Below are 16,229 nucleotides of genomic sequence, written 5' to 3'. Positions count from 1 at the left end.
AAATCTTTGAAAGCATGGGCGCAAAAGGCAAGTGAAACTCTCATGACACCACCGCAGCGTGATAACGCGGGCGTGAGATGTCGACAAAACAGGCAGATGCGGCGGGTCCGGATGGCCCGCCGCATCCGCCGCAGCGTCAGCGCATGTCCGGCGGGCAGGCTTCCGCGGCCAGCTCGGCCACCACCTCGTCGAGCGACAGCAAGCGGCTCTGCTTCTCGCCGAGGCGGCGCAGCGACACGGTGCGCTCCTCCACCTCGCGCGCGCCGATGGCGAGGATCGCGGGAACCTTGCCCAGCGAGTGTTCGCGGACCTTGTAGTTGATCTTCTCGTTCCGCGTGTCGGCCTCGGCCCGCACACCCTTCGCGTTCAGGGCCGCGACGACCTCGGCCACGTAGTCGTTCGCGTCCGAGACGATGGAGGCGACGACGACCTGCCGGGGGGCCAGCCAGAAGGGCAGACGGCCCGCGCTGTCCTCGATCAGGATGCCGATGAACCGCTCGAACGAGCCGAGGCAGGCGCGGTGCAGCATGAACGGGCGGTGCCGGTCGCCGTCGGCGCCGACGTATTCGGCGTCCAGCCGCTCGGGCAGGTTCGGGTCCACCTGGAAGGTGCCGCACTGCCAGACCCGGCCGATCGCGTCGGTCAGGTAGAAGTCCAGCTTGGGGCCATAGAAGGCGCCGTCGCCCGCTTCCAGCGTATAGGTGCGGCCCGTCTTGCGGATCGCCTGTTCCAGCGCGTTCTCGACGTAGTCCCAGGATTCCTCGGTGCCGACGCGCTTTTCCGGGCGGGTGGCGAACTTGATCTCGAAGGTCGGAAAGCCGAGCTCGGCATAGACGTTGGCGAGGTACTCGATGAACCGCGCGCATTCCGATTCGATCTGCTCCTCGGTGCAGAAGATATGCGCGTCGTCCTGCGTGAAGCCGCGCACGCGCATGATCCCGTGCAGCGCGCCCGAGGGTTCGTAGCGCGCGCAGGAGCCGAACTCGGCCAGCCGCAGCGGCAGGTCGCGGTAGGACTTCAGGCCCTGCTTGTAGACCTGGACGTGGCAGGGGCAGTTCATCGGCTTCAGCGCATTGATGCGGGTCTGCGCCTTGTCGCGCACGGCGGCATCGTCGTTCTCGCCGTCGCGGCTTTCGTCGACCTCGACGATGAACATGTGGTGCTGGTACTTCTCCCAGTGGCCCGAGGCCTCCCACAGCTTGCGGTCCACGACCTGCGGCGTGTTGATCTCGCGGTAGCCGCCGGCGCGCTGCTTCCTGCGCATGTAGTCCTGGAGCGTCGTGTAGATGGTCCAGCCGTTCGGGTGCCAGAAGACCTGGCCCGGCGCTTCCTCCTGCATGTGGAACAGGTCCATCTCGCGGCCGAGCTTGCGGTGGTCGCGCGCCGCGGCCTCCTCCAGCATCGTCAGGTGGGCCTTCAGGTCGTTGCGGTTCCGGAAGGCGACGCCGTAGATGCGTTGCAGCATGGGGCGCGAGCTGTCGCCCAGCCAGTAGGCGCCGGCCACGTTCATCAGCTTGAAGGCGTCGGCGGGCACCTGCCCGGTGTGCTGGAGGTGCGGGCCGCGGCAGAGGTCCTGCCAGGGGCCGTGCCAGTACATGCGCAGCGGTTCGTCGCCGGGAATGCGGTCGATCAGCTCCACCTTGAAGGGCTCGCCGCGCTCCTCGTAGTAGGCGACGGCGCGGTCGCGCTCCCAGATCTCGGTCTTCACGGGGTCGCGGGCGTTGATGATGTCGCGCATCTTCGCCTCGATCCGGCCCAGGTCCTCGGGCGTGAAGGGTTCGGCGCGGTCGAAGTCGTAGAACCAGCCGTGATCGCGCACCGGGCCGATGGTGACCTTCACCTCGGGCCAGATCTCCTGCACGGCGCGCGCCATGATGTGGGCAAGGTCGTGGCGGATCAGCTCCAGCGCCGGGGCGTCGTCGGCCATGGTGTTGATCGCGATGGCGGCGTCCTGCTCGATCGGCCAGGCGAGATCCCAGTGCCTGCCGTCGACCTGGGCCGAGATGGCCTTCTTCGCCAGCGACGACGAGATGGAGGCCGCGACCTCGGCAGGGGTCACGCCCGCGTCGAAGGAGCGGGAGTTGCCGTCGGGAAATGTGAGGGAGATCTGTGCCATGGTCGGCCGCCTCGTCGGTTTGGCGCCTACCAAGCGCCCGGTTGCGGGAAAGTGCCGATGGGGTAGGCGTGTGCGGGCGGGGTGTCAAGCGCCCGCCCGCGGGCCTTCGGGTCTGTGTGTGCGCCGCGTCCCGCCGTCGTCACGCGGCCAGCAGCACCTGCAGGGCGAGGATCAGGATGCAGAGCCAGCCGAGGGTGAAGATGATCGGGCGGATCGGGAAGACGGCGAGGCCCGAAATCATTCCCGCGGCGTGGATCACGCGGATCCAGAAGAAGGCGGTGCAGGTCCAGACGGTGACGGCGTTCGACACGCCCGCGGCGTGGGCGATCAGAACCACCACGGCGAAGGGCATCATCTGTTCCAGAAGGTTCAGATGGGCGCGCCAGGCGCGGTGAACCCAGGCGGCGTGAACGGCGGGGTCCGCGGGGCGCGTGAAGTCGGTGGTGTCCACGGGCGAGGTGTTGACGCCGACGATGTAGGGGATCCAGAGCGAGGCGCCGAGGAGCGCGGTGGCGAGGAGCCAGGCGAGTTCGGCGGTCATGCCCCGGCCTCCGCGGATGCGGGCATCGCCATCCTGAGCGCGCTGCCGGTTTCGAGCCATGTCTTGAGGCTCGCCGCCCAGCGGGACCAGCCGTCGGCAACGCCTTCGGTCGGGACCACGGGGAAGGTCAGGTCGTAGTGTTCCACCGTCAGCGCGCAGTAGGGGCCTTCGGGGCGGATCAGGAACACGGTGCGCGAGGGGGCGCCGCCGCCCTCCCACTGCGGCTCGAAGGTCGCCTCGATCCGGGTCTTCGGGGTGTCGGCGATCTTCCTCATCCGGAACAGCGGCGCGCCGCCCTCGAGGTAGAGTGCATAGGTGTCGCCCTCCAGTTCGGCGCGGCGCGCCATGAAATGCCAGGCGCCCATCCGATCGGGATCGGTCAGGGCGTCCCAGAGGGCGTCCTGGGTGCAGCGGATGAAGGTCTGCATGACGAAGCCGGGTTTCGCACTCATGCCTGCGCCTCCATGGCGAAGCGGTGAGCCGCGCCGGTTTCGAGGAAGGTCTTCAGGCCGGCCAGCAGGCGCGTCCAGCCGTCGGCGATGCCGCCCTGCGCGGGGGTCAGGCCATAGTGCTCGACGGTCAGCTTCATGCCGCTTTTCGTCGGCTCGACCAGGTACACGAAGCGCGAGGGGGTCTCGTCGCCGCCCCAGCGGGGGTGGAATTCGGCCTCGATGAGGGACTTCGGATCGATGCGGAGGGTCCGCATGACCAGCATCGGCGCGCCGTTCGGCAGGAGGTAGTTCACGTCCTGACCTTCCGCGAAGTCGCCTTGCACGGTTTCGCAGACGAAATGGTACTTCGAGATCAGATCGCCCTTCGTCAGCGCATCCCAGAGCGCGTCGTGGGTGCAGTCGATGTAGGTGGACATGACGTAGGAGGGTTTTTCGGCGTCGAGGGGCATTGGCAGATTTCCTTCGAGTTGAGCCTTGAGGGTGAGAACGGCACGCGCCGCGGGCTTGGCGAGCAGGGGTTCGATCCAGCGGTCGATGACCTCCTGCAGGGGCAGGGCATTGAGGTAGTGGTACTTGAACCGGCCCTTCTTCGTCGTCGTGATCAGGCCGGCGTCTTCCAGCAGGTTCAGGTGTTTCATCACCCCGAAGCGGGACATTTCCAGCCGCGCCTCGAGGTCGGTCAGGGTCTGGCCGTCCCGTTCGCGCAGGGCATCGAGAAGCGCGCGGCGGGTCGGGTCGTTCAGGGCCTTGAAGATCGCGTCCATGGCTGCTTATAGGTGATTAATAAGTAACGTGTCAATATGGTAACGTATTGGCCCGTCCCGGGGGTGGCCCTATGTCGTGCCCGGTGATCGGAGAAGGGAGCGTGACGGCATGAGCAACACCCTGGAAGACAAGGCTTTCGACGCCCTGACGGGGCAGGAGGCCGAGGATCGCTCGGTCGGGTCGGAGGAGCCGGGCAACTTCCTGCGCCATGCCGCGTCGCTGTCGATGACCAAGGTGGCGGACGGGCTGATCGACCCGAAGCTGGTGCTGTCCTGGCTCCTCAACATGCTCGGCGCGTCCTCGGTCTTTGTCGGGCTGCTGGTGCCGATTCGCGAGGCGGGGGCGCTGCTGCCGCAGCTGTTCACCTCGGCCCGGATTGCGCGGATGCGGCAGCGGAAATGGGCCTGGTCGGCGGGATCGCTGGGGCAGGGGCTGGCCGCCGCGGGGATCGTCCTGGCCGCGCTGGTGCTGGAAGGCGCGGCGGCGGGGGCGGTGATCTGTGCGCTGCTCGCGGTGCTGGCGGTGGCGCGGTCGGTCTGCTCGGTCTCCTACAAGGACGTGCTGGGGCGCACGGTGGGCAAGTCGCGGCGCGGCACGGCGACTGGGTTCGCGAGTTCCGCGGCCGCGGTCGGGGTGATCGTCTTCGCGCTGCTGCTCATGTTCTTCGGCGACAACCGCATGACGCTGGTCATCGGCGCGCTGTCCCTCGCGGCGGCCTTCTGGGTCGCCGCGGCGGTGCTGTTTTCGACCCTCAAGGAGAAGTCCGAGCGGGGGGATGCGGAGGCGCGGTCGATCGCGGCGCAGATGACGCTTCTGAAGGAGGATCCGCAGCTGGTGCGCTTCATCGTCGTGCGCGGCCTGCTGGTCTCGACCGCGCTGGCGCCGCCCTACCTGATCCTGCTCGGGGCCGAGGGGTTCGACCGGCTGGGGGCGCTGGTGCTGGCCTCGGCGCTGGCCTCGCTCGTCAGTTCCTATGTCTGGGGGCGGCTCTCGGACCGCTCGTCGCGGCGGGTTCTGCAGCTCTCGGGCGTCGTGGGGGCGGTTGCGCTGCTGGCGGCTCTGGGCGTGTCGGCCCTGGGACTCGCGGCCTGGGGGTTGCCGGTGGTTCTGTTCGTGCTGATGATCGCCTATCACGGGGTCCGGCAGGGGCGGTCGACCTACCTTGTGGACATGGCGCCCGAGGATGACCGGGCGGCCTATACCGCCGTCGCCAACACGGTGATCGGCGTGCTGCTGCTGGCCTCGGGGCTGTTCGGGGCGCTCGCCTCGATGGCGGGCGCCTGGGTGACGGTGCTGCTGTTCGCGGTCATGGCGCTCGGGGCCGCGGTGGTGGCGCAGGGACTGGACGAGGTGGAGGACGGATGACGGACTACCTGGAGACGGCGGCGGGGCGGCGGATCGCCTACAACCGGACCGAAGGCGCGGGGCCGGGGGTGGTGTTCCTCGGCGGCTTCATGTCGGACATGGGCGGCACCAAGGCGGTGCATCTTCAGGCCTGGGCAGAGGCGGCGGGCCGGGCGTTCCTGCGCTTCGACTACTCGGGCCACGGCGAGTCTTCGGGCGCCTTTGCCGACGGGTGCATCGGCGACTGGGCCGAGGATGCGGCCGAGGCGGTCTCGCGGCTGACGGAAGGTCCGCAGGTTCTGGTCGGCTCGTCCATGGGCGGCTGGATCGCGCTCCTGCTGGCGCGGCGGATGCCCGAGCGCCTGAAGGGCTTCGTGGGCATTGCCGCGGCGCCGGATTTCACCGAGGACAGCATGTGGGAGGGCTTCTCGGAGGCGCAGAAGGCGGCGCTGGAGCGGGACGGGCGGATCGAGGAGCCGTCGGAGTATGGCGCGCCCTACGTGATCACGAAGCGGCTGATCGAGGACGGGCGGGCGAACCTGGTCCTTCGCGCGCCCCTCGCGCTGAACGCGCCGGTGCGGCTGTTGCAGGGGACGGCGGATACCGACGTTCCGGTGTCGATGGCGCTGCGCCTGATGGAGCATGTCGAAAGCCCGGACCTGCGGCTTTGCCTCGTGAAGGGGGCGGACCACCGGTTCTCGACTCCCGAATGCCTCGCGATGATCGAGGCTGCGGTCGGCGAGGTCTCGCGCTAGGCGTCGCGTCGGCGGGAACCGGCCGGGGGCGCGGGATCGTGCGGGCGGGCGCCTTGCGGGCACCCGGGCCGGTTCATAGGGTGCGGCCGCAGTCTGCCAGAACCCCGGGAGCGACCCTCGATGACGTCCACCGCCGACCCGAAGCCCGGTGCGGCACCGCGCGACGGCGTGACCGAACCGCTTGTCCTGCTGCCCGGCTTCATGACCGACGCCCGCCTCTGGGGTGCGCAGGTCGAGGTGCTGGGCCGCGACATGCCGCTGATGCTGGCCCACTGGGGGCCTGCGAACGCGGTGGACGCCATGGCCGAGGCGGTGCTGGCGCAGGCGCCGCCGCGCTTCGCGCTGGCGGGACATGCGCTCGGCGGGATGGTCGCGATCGAGATCGTCCGCCGCGCGCCCGAGCGGGTGACGCGGCTGGCGCTGATCTCGACCAACTGCCTGTCCGAGACGCCGCCCGCCGCCGCCGAGCGCGACCTGCGCATCGCCAGAGCCAAGGCCGGGAAGCTGGCCGAGGCGATGGCGGCGGAGGTGCCGGAGGGGTGCATCGGCCTCAGCGAGTACCGCGGCGAGATCCACGGCTTCGCCATGCGGATGGCGTTGGAGCTGGGCGCGGAGACCTACCTGAGGCAGGCCAACGCGCTGCAGCGCCGGCCCGACCAGCAGCGCACGCTCCGGCAGGTGAAGGTGCCGGTGCTGGTGTGCTGCGGCGGCGACGACACGCTGCACATGCCGCGGCGGCACGAGTTCATGGCGGGACTCGTTCCGAAATCCGAGCTGAAGGTGCTGGAGGGCGTCGGCCACCTGCCGACCATCGAGGCGCCGGACCGGATGAACGAGGTGCTGCGCGCCTGGATGGCCCGGGTCCCGGCGCCGCAACTGCTGCGGCAGGCGGGCGGCGCGTAGGCCGGGTCTGATCCGGAGGAGGCGCCTTGCGGCGCCACGCGATGTCCCCACGGCCGCCCGTGGCCGGGCGTCCGCGGGTCCGTGGGCGCAGGCTCAGACGGCGGTCTGGGCGTCCTTCTTCGCGGGTTTCGCGTCTTCGGCGGGGGTCTTGGCGGCCGCCTTCGGGGCGGGCGCGGGCGCCTGCGCGTTGGTGTCGATGAAGTTCAGCACCAGGGGGCGGATGTTGTTGCGCCAGGACCGCCCGGCGAAGATGCCGTAATGCCCCGCGCCGGGCTCGAGGTGGCTCGCCTTCTTCGCATCGGGCAGGCCGGTCAGCAGGTCCAGCGCGGCGAGGCACTGGCCGGGGGCCGAGATGTCGTCCTTCTCGCCCTCGACGATCTTGACGGCGACGTCGGTGATCTTGCCGATGTCCACCTTGCGGCCCGCCACGGTGAAGTCGTTCTGCGCGATCTCGCGGTTCTTGAACACCCGCTCGACCGTGGAAAGGTAGAACTCGGCCGTCATGTCCATGACAGCGAGGTATTCGTCGTAGAACTTGTTGTGCTTGTCCTGGTCCCCCGCGGTGCCCTGGGCGACCTTCAGGATCTGTTCCGAGAAGGCGCGGGCGTGGGTTTCGAGGTTCATCGACACGAAGGAGGTGAGCTGGAGCAGGCCGGGATAGACCAGCCGCCCGGCGCCCGCGTGGTTGAAGCCCACGCGCTGCACGACGAGGTGTTCGAGCTGGCCCATGGTGACGCGGCGGCCGAAGTCGGTCACGTCGGTGTCGGCCGCGTCGGGGTCGATGGGCCCGCCGATCAGGGTCAGGGTGCGCGGCTGCGCCTTCGGATCCTCCTCGGCCAGCAGCGCGGTCGCGGCCAGCGCCAGCGGCGCGGGCTGGCACACGGCGATCACGTGGCTGTCCGGGCCCATGTGGCGCATGAAGTCGGCGAGGTAGAGGGTGTAATCCTCGATGTCGAACTTGCCGGTCGACACGGGGATGTCGCGGGCGTTGTGCCAGTCGGTGATCCAGACGTCGGCGTCGGGCAGCAGGCTGACCACGGTCGAGCGCAGGAGCGTGGCATAGTGGCCGGACATGGGGGCCACCAGCAGGATGCGCCGCGCTTTCGGGGCACGACCGTGGACATCGAAGCGGATCAGGTTGCCGAAGGGTCTTTCGACCTCGGTCTTCACCTCGACCACGTGGTCGCGCCCGTCTTCGCCCAGCACGGTGGAGATGCCCCAGTCGGGCTTGGCCACCATGCGCTTGAACGAGCGTTCCGCCACCTGGCCCCAGGCCGCCATCAGGCCGAACATCGGGTGTGGCACGAGGCCGGTCGCGGGGGCCGTCCCGATCGCGGACGCGGTCGCACCAAGCCACTGGTTGGTGTTGCGCATCGTTTCCATGATGTCGTAGGTGGCCATAAATCGCATGGGAATCTCCAGTGCCGCGCGAGGCGGCCGCGTAATCATCGCTTTGCCCCTCGGCCCTGTCACGCTTATGATCGGGGAAAGGTGAGGATGCTGCTTTGCGGCAAACTAGGGCGGAAAGATTAATATGACAACCAATGAATCCGGCAAGGACACGGGCACGGCCGCGGCTTCGGACGCGCTGACCCAGAACCTGGCGAAGGTAGAGGCGTTGTCGGCGCGGCTGGTCGCGGCGCTTGCGGCCAAGCGGCAGGTGCCGCCCAGCCTGCAGGGTCCCGGCAGCGACCTGTTCCAGAAGGCGGCCGCCGCCTATGTCGCGGAAATGATGGCCAATCCGTCCAAGATCCTCGAACACCAGGTCAGCTACTGGTCGAAGTCGATGAAGCATTTCGTCGAGGCGCAGCATACCCTTGCCCAAGGAAAGCTGGCGCCGCCCTCGGACACGGGGCCCAAGGACAAGCGGTTCTCGAATCCGGTCTGGGACAGCCATCCCTATTTCAACTACATCAAGCAGCAATACCTGTTCTCCTCCGAGGCGGTGAGCAACGCGCTGAGCTCTCTGGAGGGGCTCGACGCGAAGGATCGCAAGCGGGTGCAGTATTTCAGCCAGCAGATCGTGGACATGTTCAGCCCCACGAACTTCCTCGGCACCAACCCCGAGGCGCTGGCCAAGGCGGTCGAGACCGAGGGCCAGTCGCTGGTGGACGGGCTGGAGAACCTCGTGCGCGACATCGAGGCGAGCGACGGCGAGCTGCTGGTGAGCCTCGCGGACAAGAACGCCTTCAAGGTGGGGCAGAACATCGGCACCGCCGAGGGCTCGGTCGTCCATCGCAACCGCATGTTCGAGCTGATCCAGTACGCGCCGACAACCGAGAAGGTCAGGAAGACGCCGCTGCTGATCTTCCCGCCCTGGATCAACAAGTTCTACATCCTCGACCTCAAGCCGCAGAACAGCCTGATCCGCTGGATCGTCGACCAGGGCTACACGCTGTTCGTCGTCTCCTGGGTCAACCCCGACGCCTCCTATGCCGAGACGGGCATGGATGACTATGTCGAGGAGGGGTATCTGGAAGCGATGGCGCAGGTGAAGGAGATCTGCGGCGTCGACCAGATCAACGTCGTCGGCTACTGCATCGCGGGCACGACGCTGGCGCTGACCCTCGCGCTGCTGGAGCAGCGGGGCGATGCCTCGGTCAAGTCGGCGACCTTCTTCACCACGCTCACCGATTTCGCGGACCAGGGCGAGGTGGGCGTGTTCCTGAACGACGATTTCGTCGACGGGCTGGAGCGGGAGGTGGCCGCGAAGGGGGTGCTCGAGTCATTCTACATGGCGCGGACCTTCTCCTATCTGCGCTCGAACGACCTGATATACCAGCCCGCGATCCGCAGCTACATGATGGGAGAGAGCCCGCCGGCCTTCGACCTGCTCTACTGGAACGGCGACGGCACGAACCTGCCCGCGAAGATGGCGATGCAGTACCTGCGCGGGCTCTGCCAGCAGAACCGCTTCGCGACCGACGGGTTCGAGATCCTGGGCCATACCGTGAAGATCGACGAGGTGAAGGTGCCGCTCTGCGCCATCGCCTGCGAGACCGACCACATCGCCGCCTGGAAGTCGAGCTACGAGGGGATCCGCGAGATGGGGAGCCGGTCGAAGACCTTCATCCTGTCCGAATCCGGGCACATCGCGGGGATCGTGAACCCGCCGAGCAAGAAGAAGTACGGCCACTACATGAACACCGACTGGCCCGAGGCGCCCGCGGACTGGTACGACAGCGCGTCGTTCCACGAGGGGTCCTGGTGGCCGCACTGGGAGGAGTGGCTGAGGAAGAAGTCGGGCACCCAGGTCGCGGCGCGGGTGCCCGGGGCGGGGGGGCGCGAGATTCTCGCCGCGGCGCCGGGCACTTACGTCAAGTCGGGCGAAACCCCGTGAAAACCTGCCCCAAGTTTTTTGCTGCAGTGCAGAAAAACACTTGAAATGCTGCGCCGCAGCATGCATATTCCTGTCAGAGATTGAAACACCGGGGCAGGGCGCCCCGGGAGACTGACCAGGAGAGATGACATGGCGACCAAGGCACAAGACTACACCAAGACGATGCAGGACATGATGTCGGCGTTCCCGATGGACATGTCGGCCTTCCAGGACGGCTTCAAGTCCTACGCCGCCTTCGGCGAGAAGATGAGCAAGGTGGCCCTGGAAGCCGCCGAGAAGTCGACCGAGATCTCGACCGCCTGGACCAAGGGCACCATCGCCAAGATGGGCGACGTCACCAGGATGAAGGCCGAGCCGGCCGAGTACCAGAAGTCGTTCTCGGACTTCGCGTCGGCCCAGGCCGAGATGACCTCGGAATCCATGGCCGCCTTCGCAGAAATCGCGAAGAAGGTGCAGATGGACACCGTCGAGATCATGCTGGCCGCCGGCAAGGATGCCTCGGCCGAGATGACCGCCGCCGCGAAGAAGGCGACCGACGACATGACCGCCGCCGCCAAGAAGGCGACCGCGACCGCGAAGTAATCCGCTTCGGACACCGATCGCGGGCCTTCTCCTCCCTGCCGGCGGTCGACTGGGCGCGCAGTCTTGCGCGCCCTTTCTTTTTGCGCTGCACTGCCATAGGCTGACGCTGCAGTGCCAAAACGGGAGGCTTCCTTGGCCGACTCCACCTCGCCGCTTCTGATAAAGCGCTACGCCAGCCGCAGGCTCTACAACACCGAGACGAGCGACTACGTCACGCTCGAGGATATTGCGCGCTTCATCAGGTCGGGCCGGGAGGTGCAGATCGTCGACCTGAAGTCCGGCGACGACCTGACCCGGCAGTACCTGCTTCAGATCATTGCCGAACACGAGAGCAAGGGCGAGAACGTGCTGCCCCTGGCCGTGCTGACCGACCTCGTGCGCAGCTATACCACCCAGGCGCAGTCGGTGGTGCCGCAGTTCCTCGCGATGAGCTTCGACATGCTCAGGGACGGGCAGTCGAAGGTGATGGAGAACGTGATGAGCCCGATGGCCGGCATGCCCGGCTACGAGGCGATGCGGGCGCAGCAACGGGCCTTCATGAAGGCGATGACGGGGGGGATGATGGGATCCTCCGGTCCCGGCCGCGACGAGGACGAGGACGGCCCGACGAGCAGCGAGGAGCTGAAGGAGATCCGCGCCCAGCTGGCCGAGATGCAGAGCAAGCTGAGCAAGCTCGGCAAGTGACACCCGTCGCGCGGGCGAACCCCGTGCGCGGGGCCTTTGCCATGGCGCGCGCGCAGGTCGCGGTGCCGGAGTTCGGGGAACTCCGGGTCGCGCCCCGCGGACCCCGTCTGCCGGCCTTCGGGCGCCGCGGCACCGGGCAGCGTCCCGCGCGGGACATCTCGGCGCCCTGCGCCTTCGGACCGTGGTGATCGCGGGGCGGCAGGCGGGACAAGCGGTGCGCAGGACTGGTCGGGCGTGGCGGCGGTGGAGAGGGCAGGACGCCTCCGGCGGGAGTATTTGGGCAAAGAAGAAGCCCATGGGTCGGTCCTGCTGCGCAGGCATGGGGCCATGGACGGGGCACGCGCGGCAAGGGCGGCGCGATGGCGGCTCTGACGAGCCGTCGAGGCGATCGAGACCGTCGAGCGGTTGAGGCTTTGCGGTCGCGGTATCGGAGATCCCTCGTACGAGGCGGGGAGACAAAGGGCCCCGCGCGCGGGGCCCTTTCCATGATTCCCTGACAGGACGTCAGGCGGCGAGATCGAAGCGGTCTAGCGTCATGACCTTGTTCCAGGCGGCGACGAAGTCCTGAACCATCCGTTCGTGGCCGTCGCCGCTGGCATAGACCTCGGCGATCTGGCGCAGCTGGGCGTTCGAGCCGAAGATGAGGTCGCAGCGGGAGGCGCGGTACACCGTCTCTCCGGCCTCGTCGCCGTTCAGGCGGCGGCGCAGCTCGAACTGCATCCCGTCGCTGCCGACCGGCATCCAGATGTAGTCCATGCTGGTGAGGTTGACGAAGAAGTCGTTCGACAGCACGCCCACGCGGTCGGTGAAGACACCGGTGTCGCTCTCGTCCCAGTTGGTGCCGAGGACGCGCAGGCCGCCGGTCAGCACGGTCCACTCCGGCGCGCTGAGGGTCAGCAGCCCCGCCCTGTCGAGGAAGATCTGCTCGGGCGCGACGTTGTAGCCGATGCTGGTGTCGTGGTAGTTGCGGAAGCCGTCGGAGACGGGCTGCAGCCAGTTGAACTGCTCGACATCCGTCAGTTCCTGCGTCGTGTCCATCCGGCCCGGGGCGAAGGGCACCTTCACCTCGACTCCCGCGGCGCGGGCGGCCTTCTCGACCGCCGCGTTCCCGCCGAGCACGATCAGGTCGGCCAGCGAGACCTTCTTGCCGCCTGCCTGGGCCGCGTTGAAGCTGTCCTTCAGTCCGGTCAGTGCCGAGACGACCTTCGCCACACGGGCGGGGTTGTTGACCTCCCAGTCCTTCTGCGGCGCGAGCGCGATGCGCGCGCCGTTCGCGCCGCCGCGCTTGTCGCTGTCGCGGTGGGTGGAGGCTGCGGCCCATGCGATCGAGACCAACTCGGGAACTGTGAGGCCCAGCTCGAGGATATGCGCCTTCAGCTTCGCGATGTCCTCCTCGTCGATCACCGGATGGTCGAGCGGCGGGATCGGATCCTGCCAGTCGAGATCCTCTTCCGCCACCTCGGGCCCGAGATAGCGGACCTTCGGGCCCATGTCGCGGTGGGTCAGCTTGTACCAGGCGCGGGAGAAGGCGTCGGTGAAGGCGTCGAAGTCGTTCAGGAACCTCTGGCAGATCTCGTTGTAGACCGGGTCCATCTTCAGGGCGATGTCCGAGGTCATCATCATCAGCTCGTTCATCTGGCCCTCGACATGGGCATCCGGCGTCTTCGGCGCGTCGGGGCTTTTCGGCTTCCACTGGACGGCGCCCGCGGGGGACTGCGTCTTTTCCCAGTCGAACCGGAAGAGGTTGGTCAGGTAGTCGTTGTCCCAGCGGGTCGGGTGCGGGGTCCACGAGCCTTCGATGCCGTTCGTCATGGTGTATTGCCCGAAGCCGGTGCCGTTCGGGTTCTGCCAGCCAAGACCCATGGCCTGGATCGGGGCGCCGTCGGGGGCGGGGCCGATCTCGTCGGGGCTGGTCATGCCGTGGGACTTGCCGAAGGCGTGGCCGCCGGCGATCAGGGCCACCGTCTCCTCGTCGTTCATCGCCATGCGCGCGAAGGTCTCGCGGATGTCGCGGGCGGAATCGAGCGGGTTGCCGTTGCCGTTCGGACCTTCGGGATCGACGTAGATCAGCGCCTGGTGGGAGGCGGCGAGGGGATTTTCGAGGTCATAGTGCTCGGACTCGACATCGCCTTCCCAGCGGAGGGTGCGCGTCACCATCTGGGTCGGGTGACCTTCCTGGCCGTTCTGGCTCGAGTCGCCGGGGCGCTTGCCGTTCCAGCCCTCGGGGCCCCAGTAGGTCGCCCGGTCGGCTTCCCATGCGTCGCGGCGGCCGCCGCCGTAGCCGAAGGTCTTCAGCCCCATCATCTCGAGTGCGACGTTGCCCGCAAGGATCATCAGGTCGGCCCAGGAGATCGCTGCGCCGTACTTCTGCTTGATCGGCCAGAGCAGGCGGCGGGACTTGTCGGTGTTGCCGTTGTCCCACCACGAGTTGATCGGGGCGAAGCGCTGCATCGCGCGGGAGGCGCCGCCGCGGCCGTCGGCGATGCGGTAGGTGCCGGCCGAGTGCCACGCCATGCGCACCATCTGCGGCCCGTAATGGCCGTAGTCGCAGGGCCACCAGTCGACCGAGGTGGTCATGAAGGCGCGCAGGTCGGCCTTGACCGCCTCGAGGTCCAGCGCCTCGAAGGCCTTGCGGTAGTCGTGATCGGAAAGCGGGTTCGCGGCGGGCGGATCCTGGTGCAGGAGTTCGACCTTCAGGCGGTTCGGCCACCAGTGGTCGATGGTCGGCTCCGATCCGATGGCGCCGCCGATGCGGGTGCCGCGGAACGGGCACTCGCCCTGGTTGTTCGTCATATCCTTCATGGCCGAGCTCCTTGTTCAGACGACACCGAAAGGAGCCGGAAGAAGAAGAAGTTCCCCCGCCGGGTTGCGGCCGGATGCCGCGTCCCGGCGAGGGTCGGATCATGCGACCTCGGCGAAGACCTTCTTCAGCGAGGTTTCCAGCCGCTCGAACAGCTCGTCCATCTGCGCGGGCGTCATCACGAAGGTCGGGCACAGGACGATCGCTTGACCGAGGGGGCGGCAGATCAGGCCGTTGTCGGTGCAGGTGTTGGCGATGCGCTCGGAGACCGAGAGGGAGCCGTCGAAGGGTGTCTTCGTCGCCTTGTCCTTCACCGCCTCGAGCGCGCCCATCAGCCCCTTGCCCCGCGCCTCGCCGATGTTGTCCATCTGCGCGAGGTGGCGCAGACCGGCCTCGAACTGCGGGATCAGGGCGCGGGCCTGCTCCATCAGGCCGTTCTCGATCAGGTCGATCGCCTTCAGCGCGATGGCGCAGCCGACGGGGTGGCCCGAGGCGGTGAAGCCGTGGGGGAACTCCTCGATCTCGTCGGCGGCGGCCTGGAGACGGTCCGACAGCTCGGGGCCGAGGATGATCGCGCCCATCGGGAAATAACCCGCGGTCAGCGCCTTGGACGAGATGATGGCGTCTGGCATGAAATCGTAGGTGACGCAGCCCCACATCTGGCCGGTGCGTCCGAAGCCGCAGATCACCTCGTCGGCGATCAGCGGGATGCCGTGCTTCTTCAGGATCGGCTGGATCGCCTGGAAATAGCCCTTAGACGGCGGGATGACCCCGCCGGCACCCATCACCGGCTCGGCGAAGAAGCCTGCGATGGTGTCGGCGCCCTCGCGCTCGATCGTGTCCTCCAGCTCCTTCGCCATGCGGGCGGTGAATTGCTCCTCGGTCTCGCCCTCCTGGCCCTCGCGCCAGTAATGGGGGCAGGTCAGGTGGATGAAGCCGGGCAGGGGCAGGCCGAACACCTCGTTGTAGGGCTTGCCGGTCATCGAGGACGAAACCGCCGTGACGCCGTGATAGGCGTTCTTGCGGGTCAGGATCTTGCGCCGCTCGGGCTTGCCCTCGGCGCGGCCGAGGAACCAGAGCATCTTCACCATGGTGTCGTTCGCCTCGGAGCCGGAGTTGGTGTAGAACACCTTGCCGCGTTCGAAGGGCGAGACCTCGACCAGCTTTTCCGACAGCATAACCGTCTGGTCGGACATGCGGCCGAAGAAGGCGTGGTAGCCCGGGAAGCGGTCGTACTGCGCCTTGGCGGCGGTGGCCATCTCCGGGTGGTCGAAGCCCGCGACCATGTTCCAGAGCCCCGCGTTGCCGTCGAGATAGCGGCGGCCGTGCACGTCGATGACATAGGGACCGTCGCCGTGGGTCAGCACCACCATGCCGCGTCTTTCGACCGAGGGCAGGTCGGTGAAGCCGTAGAAGGAATGGGCTGCGGCGCGGGCTTCCCAGCTGTTGGGGGCCCAGGTCTTGGCGTCGTCGTGCATGGCGTGTCTCCGGATGAAGCTGCCGCAAGGCTAGTCGCCCGGGGCGGAAGGTTCAATCGGCCTTCTCTTGCGCGCCGGCGGGCTGGCGCGGAAGGTCGTCGCGGAGGTCGAGCCACGGCAGCCTCTCGTCCCAATGCGCGTGGTCCTGCGGCGCGAAGTCCGCCGGATCGAAGAGGCTCGCGGCATAGAAGTGCGTCTCGCCGGGGTACTCGCGGGACTCGTAGGACATCGGGCTGCCGCAGGTGGCGCAGAAGCGCCGGGTGACGCCTTCGGAGCTGCTGAAGGCCGCGGGCCTGTCGCCGAGCCAGCGGAAGGCGGCGTTCCGGACCCCGAAGAAGGTGGTCACGGGCGAGGATGTGGCGCGGCGGCAGCTTTCGCAGTGGCAGTGGCTGCGCCACAGCACTCCGTTCGGGTCGAAGACGTATCGGACGGCGCCGCAGAGGCAGCGCCCGTGTGTCGAGGTCATCCT

14 protein-coding genes are annotated in these 16,229 nt (G+C 67.9%); 6 read left to right on the top strand and 8 right to left on the bottom strand.

Annotated elements, in window-relative coordinates; all coding sequences use genetic code 11:
• Positions 1-136 precede the first annotated feature (136 nt).
• From thrS to A7B20_RS06100, 4 genes are all read right to left on the bottom strand, one after another.
• Positions 137-2,116: a threonine--tRNA ligase gene (gene thrS / locus A7B20_RS06115; RefSeq protein WP_102107674.1), complete on the bottom strand. Its 1,980-nt coding sequence runs from the start codon at positions 2,114-2,116 to the stop codon at positions 137-139.
• Between the two features lie 139 nt (positions 2,117-2,255).
• Positions 2,256-2,657: an MAPEG family protein gene (locus A7B20_RS06110; RefSeq protein ID WP_102107673.1), complete on the bottom strand. Its 402-nt coding sequence runs from the start codon at positions 2,655-2,657 to the stop codon at positions 2,256-2,258.
• Complete coding sequence (locus tag A7B20_RS06105; RefSeq protein WP_102107672.1) at positions 2,654-3,109, bottom strand: SRPBCC domain-containing protein; 456 nt, start codon at positions 3,107-3,109, stop codon at positions 2,654-2,656. The genes A7B20_RS06110 and A7B20_RS06105 overlap by 4 nt, the downstream gene beginning before the upstream one ends.
• Complete coding sequence (locus A7B20_RS06100; RefSeq protein WP_102107671.1) at positions 3,106-3,873, bottom strand: ArsR/SmtB family transcription factor; 768 nt, start codon at positions 3,871-3,873, stop codon at positions 3,106-3,108. The genes A7B20_RS06105 and A7B20_RS06100 overlap by 4 nt, the downstream gene beginning before the upstream one ends.
• Positions 3,874-3,982: 109 nt before the next feature.
• Between A7B20_RS06100 and A7B20_RS06095 the strand changes: the two genes are divergently transcribed.
• The 3 genes from A7B20_RS06095 (at position 3,983) to A7B20_RS06085 (ending at position 6,876) form a co-directional block, all read left to right on the top strand.
• Positions 3,983-5,239 (top strand): MFS transporter, encoded by a 1,257-nt coding sequence (locus A7B20_RS06095; RefSeq protein WP_102107670.1) that lies wholly within the window; start codon positions 3,983-3,985, stop codon positions 5,237-5,239.
• Positions 5,236-5,973: an alpha/beta hydrolase gene (locus A7B20_RS06090; RefSeq protein WP_102107669.1), complete on the top strand. Its 738-nt coding sequence runs from the start codon at positions 5,236-5,238 to the stop codon at positions 5,971-5,973. Before A7B20_RS06095 ends, A7B20_RS06090 begins: the two co-directional genes overlap by 4 nt.
• A gap of 120 nt (positions 5,974-6,093) precedes the next feature.
• Positions 6,094-6,876, top strand: coding sequence for an alpha/beta fold hydrolase (locus tag A7B20_RS06085; protein WP_245866613.1), 783 nt, complete (start codon positions 6,094-6,096; stop codon positions 6,874-6,876).
• Positions 6,877-6,969: 93 nt separating this feature from the next.
• On the opposite strand, the gene phaZ is transcribed toward A7B20_RS06085, so the two are convergent.
• Positions 6,970-8,286, bottom strand: a complete 1,317-nt coding sequence (phaZ, locus tag A7B20_RS06080) for a polyhydroxyalkanoate depolymerase (protein WP_102107668.1) — start codon at positions 8,284-8,286, stop codon at positions 6,970-6,972.
• A gap of 124 nt (positions 8,287-8,410) precedes the next feature.
• On the opposite strand from phaZ, the gene phaC reads away from it, so the two are divergent.
• The 3 genes from phaC to phaR all read left to right on the top strand — a co-directional run bounded on the left by phaC (position 8,411) and on the right by phaR (position 11,482).
• Positions 8,411-10,216: a class I poly(R)-hydroxyalkanoic acid synthase gene (phaC, locus tag A7B20_RS06075; RefSeq protein WP_102107667.1), complete on the top strand. Its 1,806-nt coding sequence runs from the start codon at positions 8,411-8,413 to the stop codon at positions 10,214-10,216.
• Positions 10,217-10,345: 129 nt separating this feature from the next.
• Positions 10,346-10,798, top strand: coding sequence for a Phasin (locus A7B20_RS06070; RefSeq protein ID WP_102107666.1), 453 nt, complete (start codon positions 10,346-10,348; stop codon positions 10,796-10,798).
• 132 nt (positions 10,799-10,930) lie between these two features.
• Positions 10,931-11,482: a polyhydroxyalkanoate synthesis repressor PhaR gene (gene phaR / locus A7B20_RS06065; RefSeq protein ID WP_102107665.1), complete on the top strand. Its 552-nt coding sequence runs from the start codon at positions 10,931-10,933 to the stop codon at positions 11,480-11,482.
• 504 nt (positions 11,483-11,986) lie between these two features.
• Here the strand turns inward: phaR and katG are convergent.
• From katG to A7B20_RS06050, 3 genes are all read right to left on the bottom strand, one after another.
• Positions 11,987-14,284 carry a catalase/peroxidase HPI gene (gene katG / locus A7B20_RS06060; protein WP_102107664.1) on the bottom strand — a complete coding sequence of 766 codons (2,298 nt, stop codon included), beginning with the start codon at positions 14,282-14,284 and terminating at the stop codon, positions 11,987-11,989.
• A 99-nt stretch (positions 14,285-14,383) separates the two neighbouring features.
• Complete coding sequence (locus A7B20_RS06055) at positions 14,384-15,760, bottom strand: aminotransferase (protein ID WP_102107663.1); 1,377 nt, start codon at positions 15,758-15,760, stop codon at positions 14,384-14,386.
• A gap of 52 nt (positions 15,761-15,812) precedes the next feature.
• A complete protein-coding gene (locus A7B20_RS06050; RefSeq protein ID WP_102107662.1) occupies positions 15,813-16,226 on the bottom strand; it encodes a GFA family protein in 414 nt (137 codons plus the stop codon).
• Between the last annotated feature and the right edge of the window lie 3 nt (positions 16,227-16,229).

This window comes from Oceaniglobus roseus, from assembly GCF_002869745.1.
In the GTDB taxonomy this organism is placed as follows: Bacteria; Pseudomonadota; Alphaproteobacteria; order Rhodobacterales; family Rhodobacteraceae; genus Oceaniglobus; species Oceaniglobus roseus.
The sequence above is the reverse complement of the archived record's forward strand: the minus strand, read 5'-3'. Positions and strand labels throughout refer to the sequence as shown.

Bases quoted from the DNA above. Each gene is read 5' to 3' on its own strand.
- thrS (WP_102107674.1), bottom strand. From the start codon at position 2,116: ATGGCACAGATCTCCCTCACATTTCCCGACGGCAACTCCCGCTCCTTC.
- A7B20_RS06110 (WP_102107673.1), bottom strand. From the start codon at position 2,657: ATGACCGCCGAACTCGCCTGGCTCCTCGCCACCGCGCTCCTCGGCGCC.
- A7B20_RS06105 (WP_102107672.1), bottom strand. From the start codon at position 3,109: ATGAGTGCGAAACCCGGCTTCGTCATGCAGACCTTCATCCGCTGCACC.
- A7B20_RS06100 (WP_102107671.1), bottom strand. From the start codon at position 3,873: ATGGACGCGATCTTCAAGGCCCTGAACGACCCGACCCGCCGCGCGCTT.
- A7B20_RS06095 (WP_102107670.1), top strand. From the start codon at position 3,983: ATGAGCAACACCCTGGAAGACAAGGCTTTCGACGCCCTGACGGGGCAG.
- A7B20_RS06090 (WP_102107669.1), top strand. From the start codon at position 5,236: ATGACGGACTACCTGGAGACGGCGGCGGGGCGGCGGATCGCCTACAAC.
- A7B20_RS06085 (WP_245866613.1), top strand. From the start codon at position 6,094: ATGACGTCCACCGCCGACCCGAAGCCCGGTGCGGCACCGCGCGACGGC.
- phaZ (WP_102107668.1), bottom strand. From the start codon at position 8,286: ATGCGATTTATGGCCACCTACGACATCATGGAAACGATGCGCAACACC.
- phaC (WP_102107667.1), top strand. From the start codon at position 8,411: ATGACAACCAATGAATCCGGCAAGGACACGGGCACGGCCGCGGCTTCG.
- A7B20_RS06070 (WP_102107666.1), top strand. From the start codon at position 10,346: ATGGCGACCAAGGCACAAGACTACACCAAGACGATGCAGGACATGATG.
- katG (WP_102107664.1), bottom strand. From the start codon at position 14,284: ATGAAGGATATGACGAACAACCAGGGCGAGTGCCCGTTCCGCGGCACC.
- A7B20_RS06055 (WP_102107663.1), bottom strand. From the start codon at position 15,760: ATGCACGACGACGCCAAGACCTGGGCCCCCAACAGCTGGGAAGCCCGC.
- A7B20_RS06050 (WP_102107662.1), bottom strand. From the start codon at position 16,226: ATGACCTCGACACACGGGCGCTGCCTCTGCGGCGCCGTCCGATACGTC.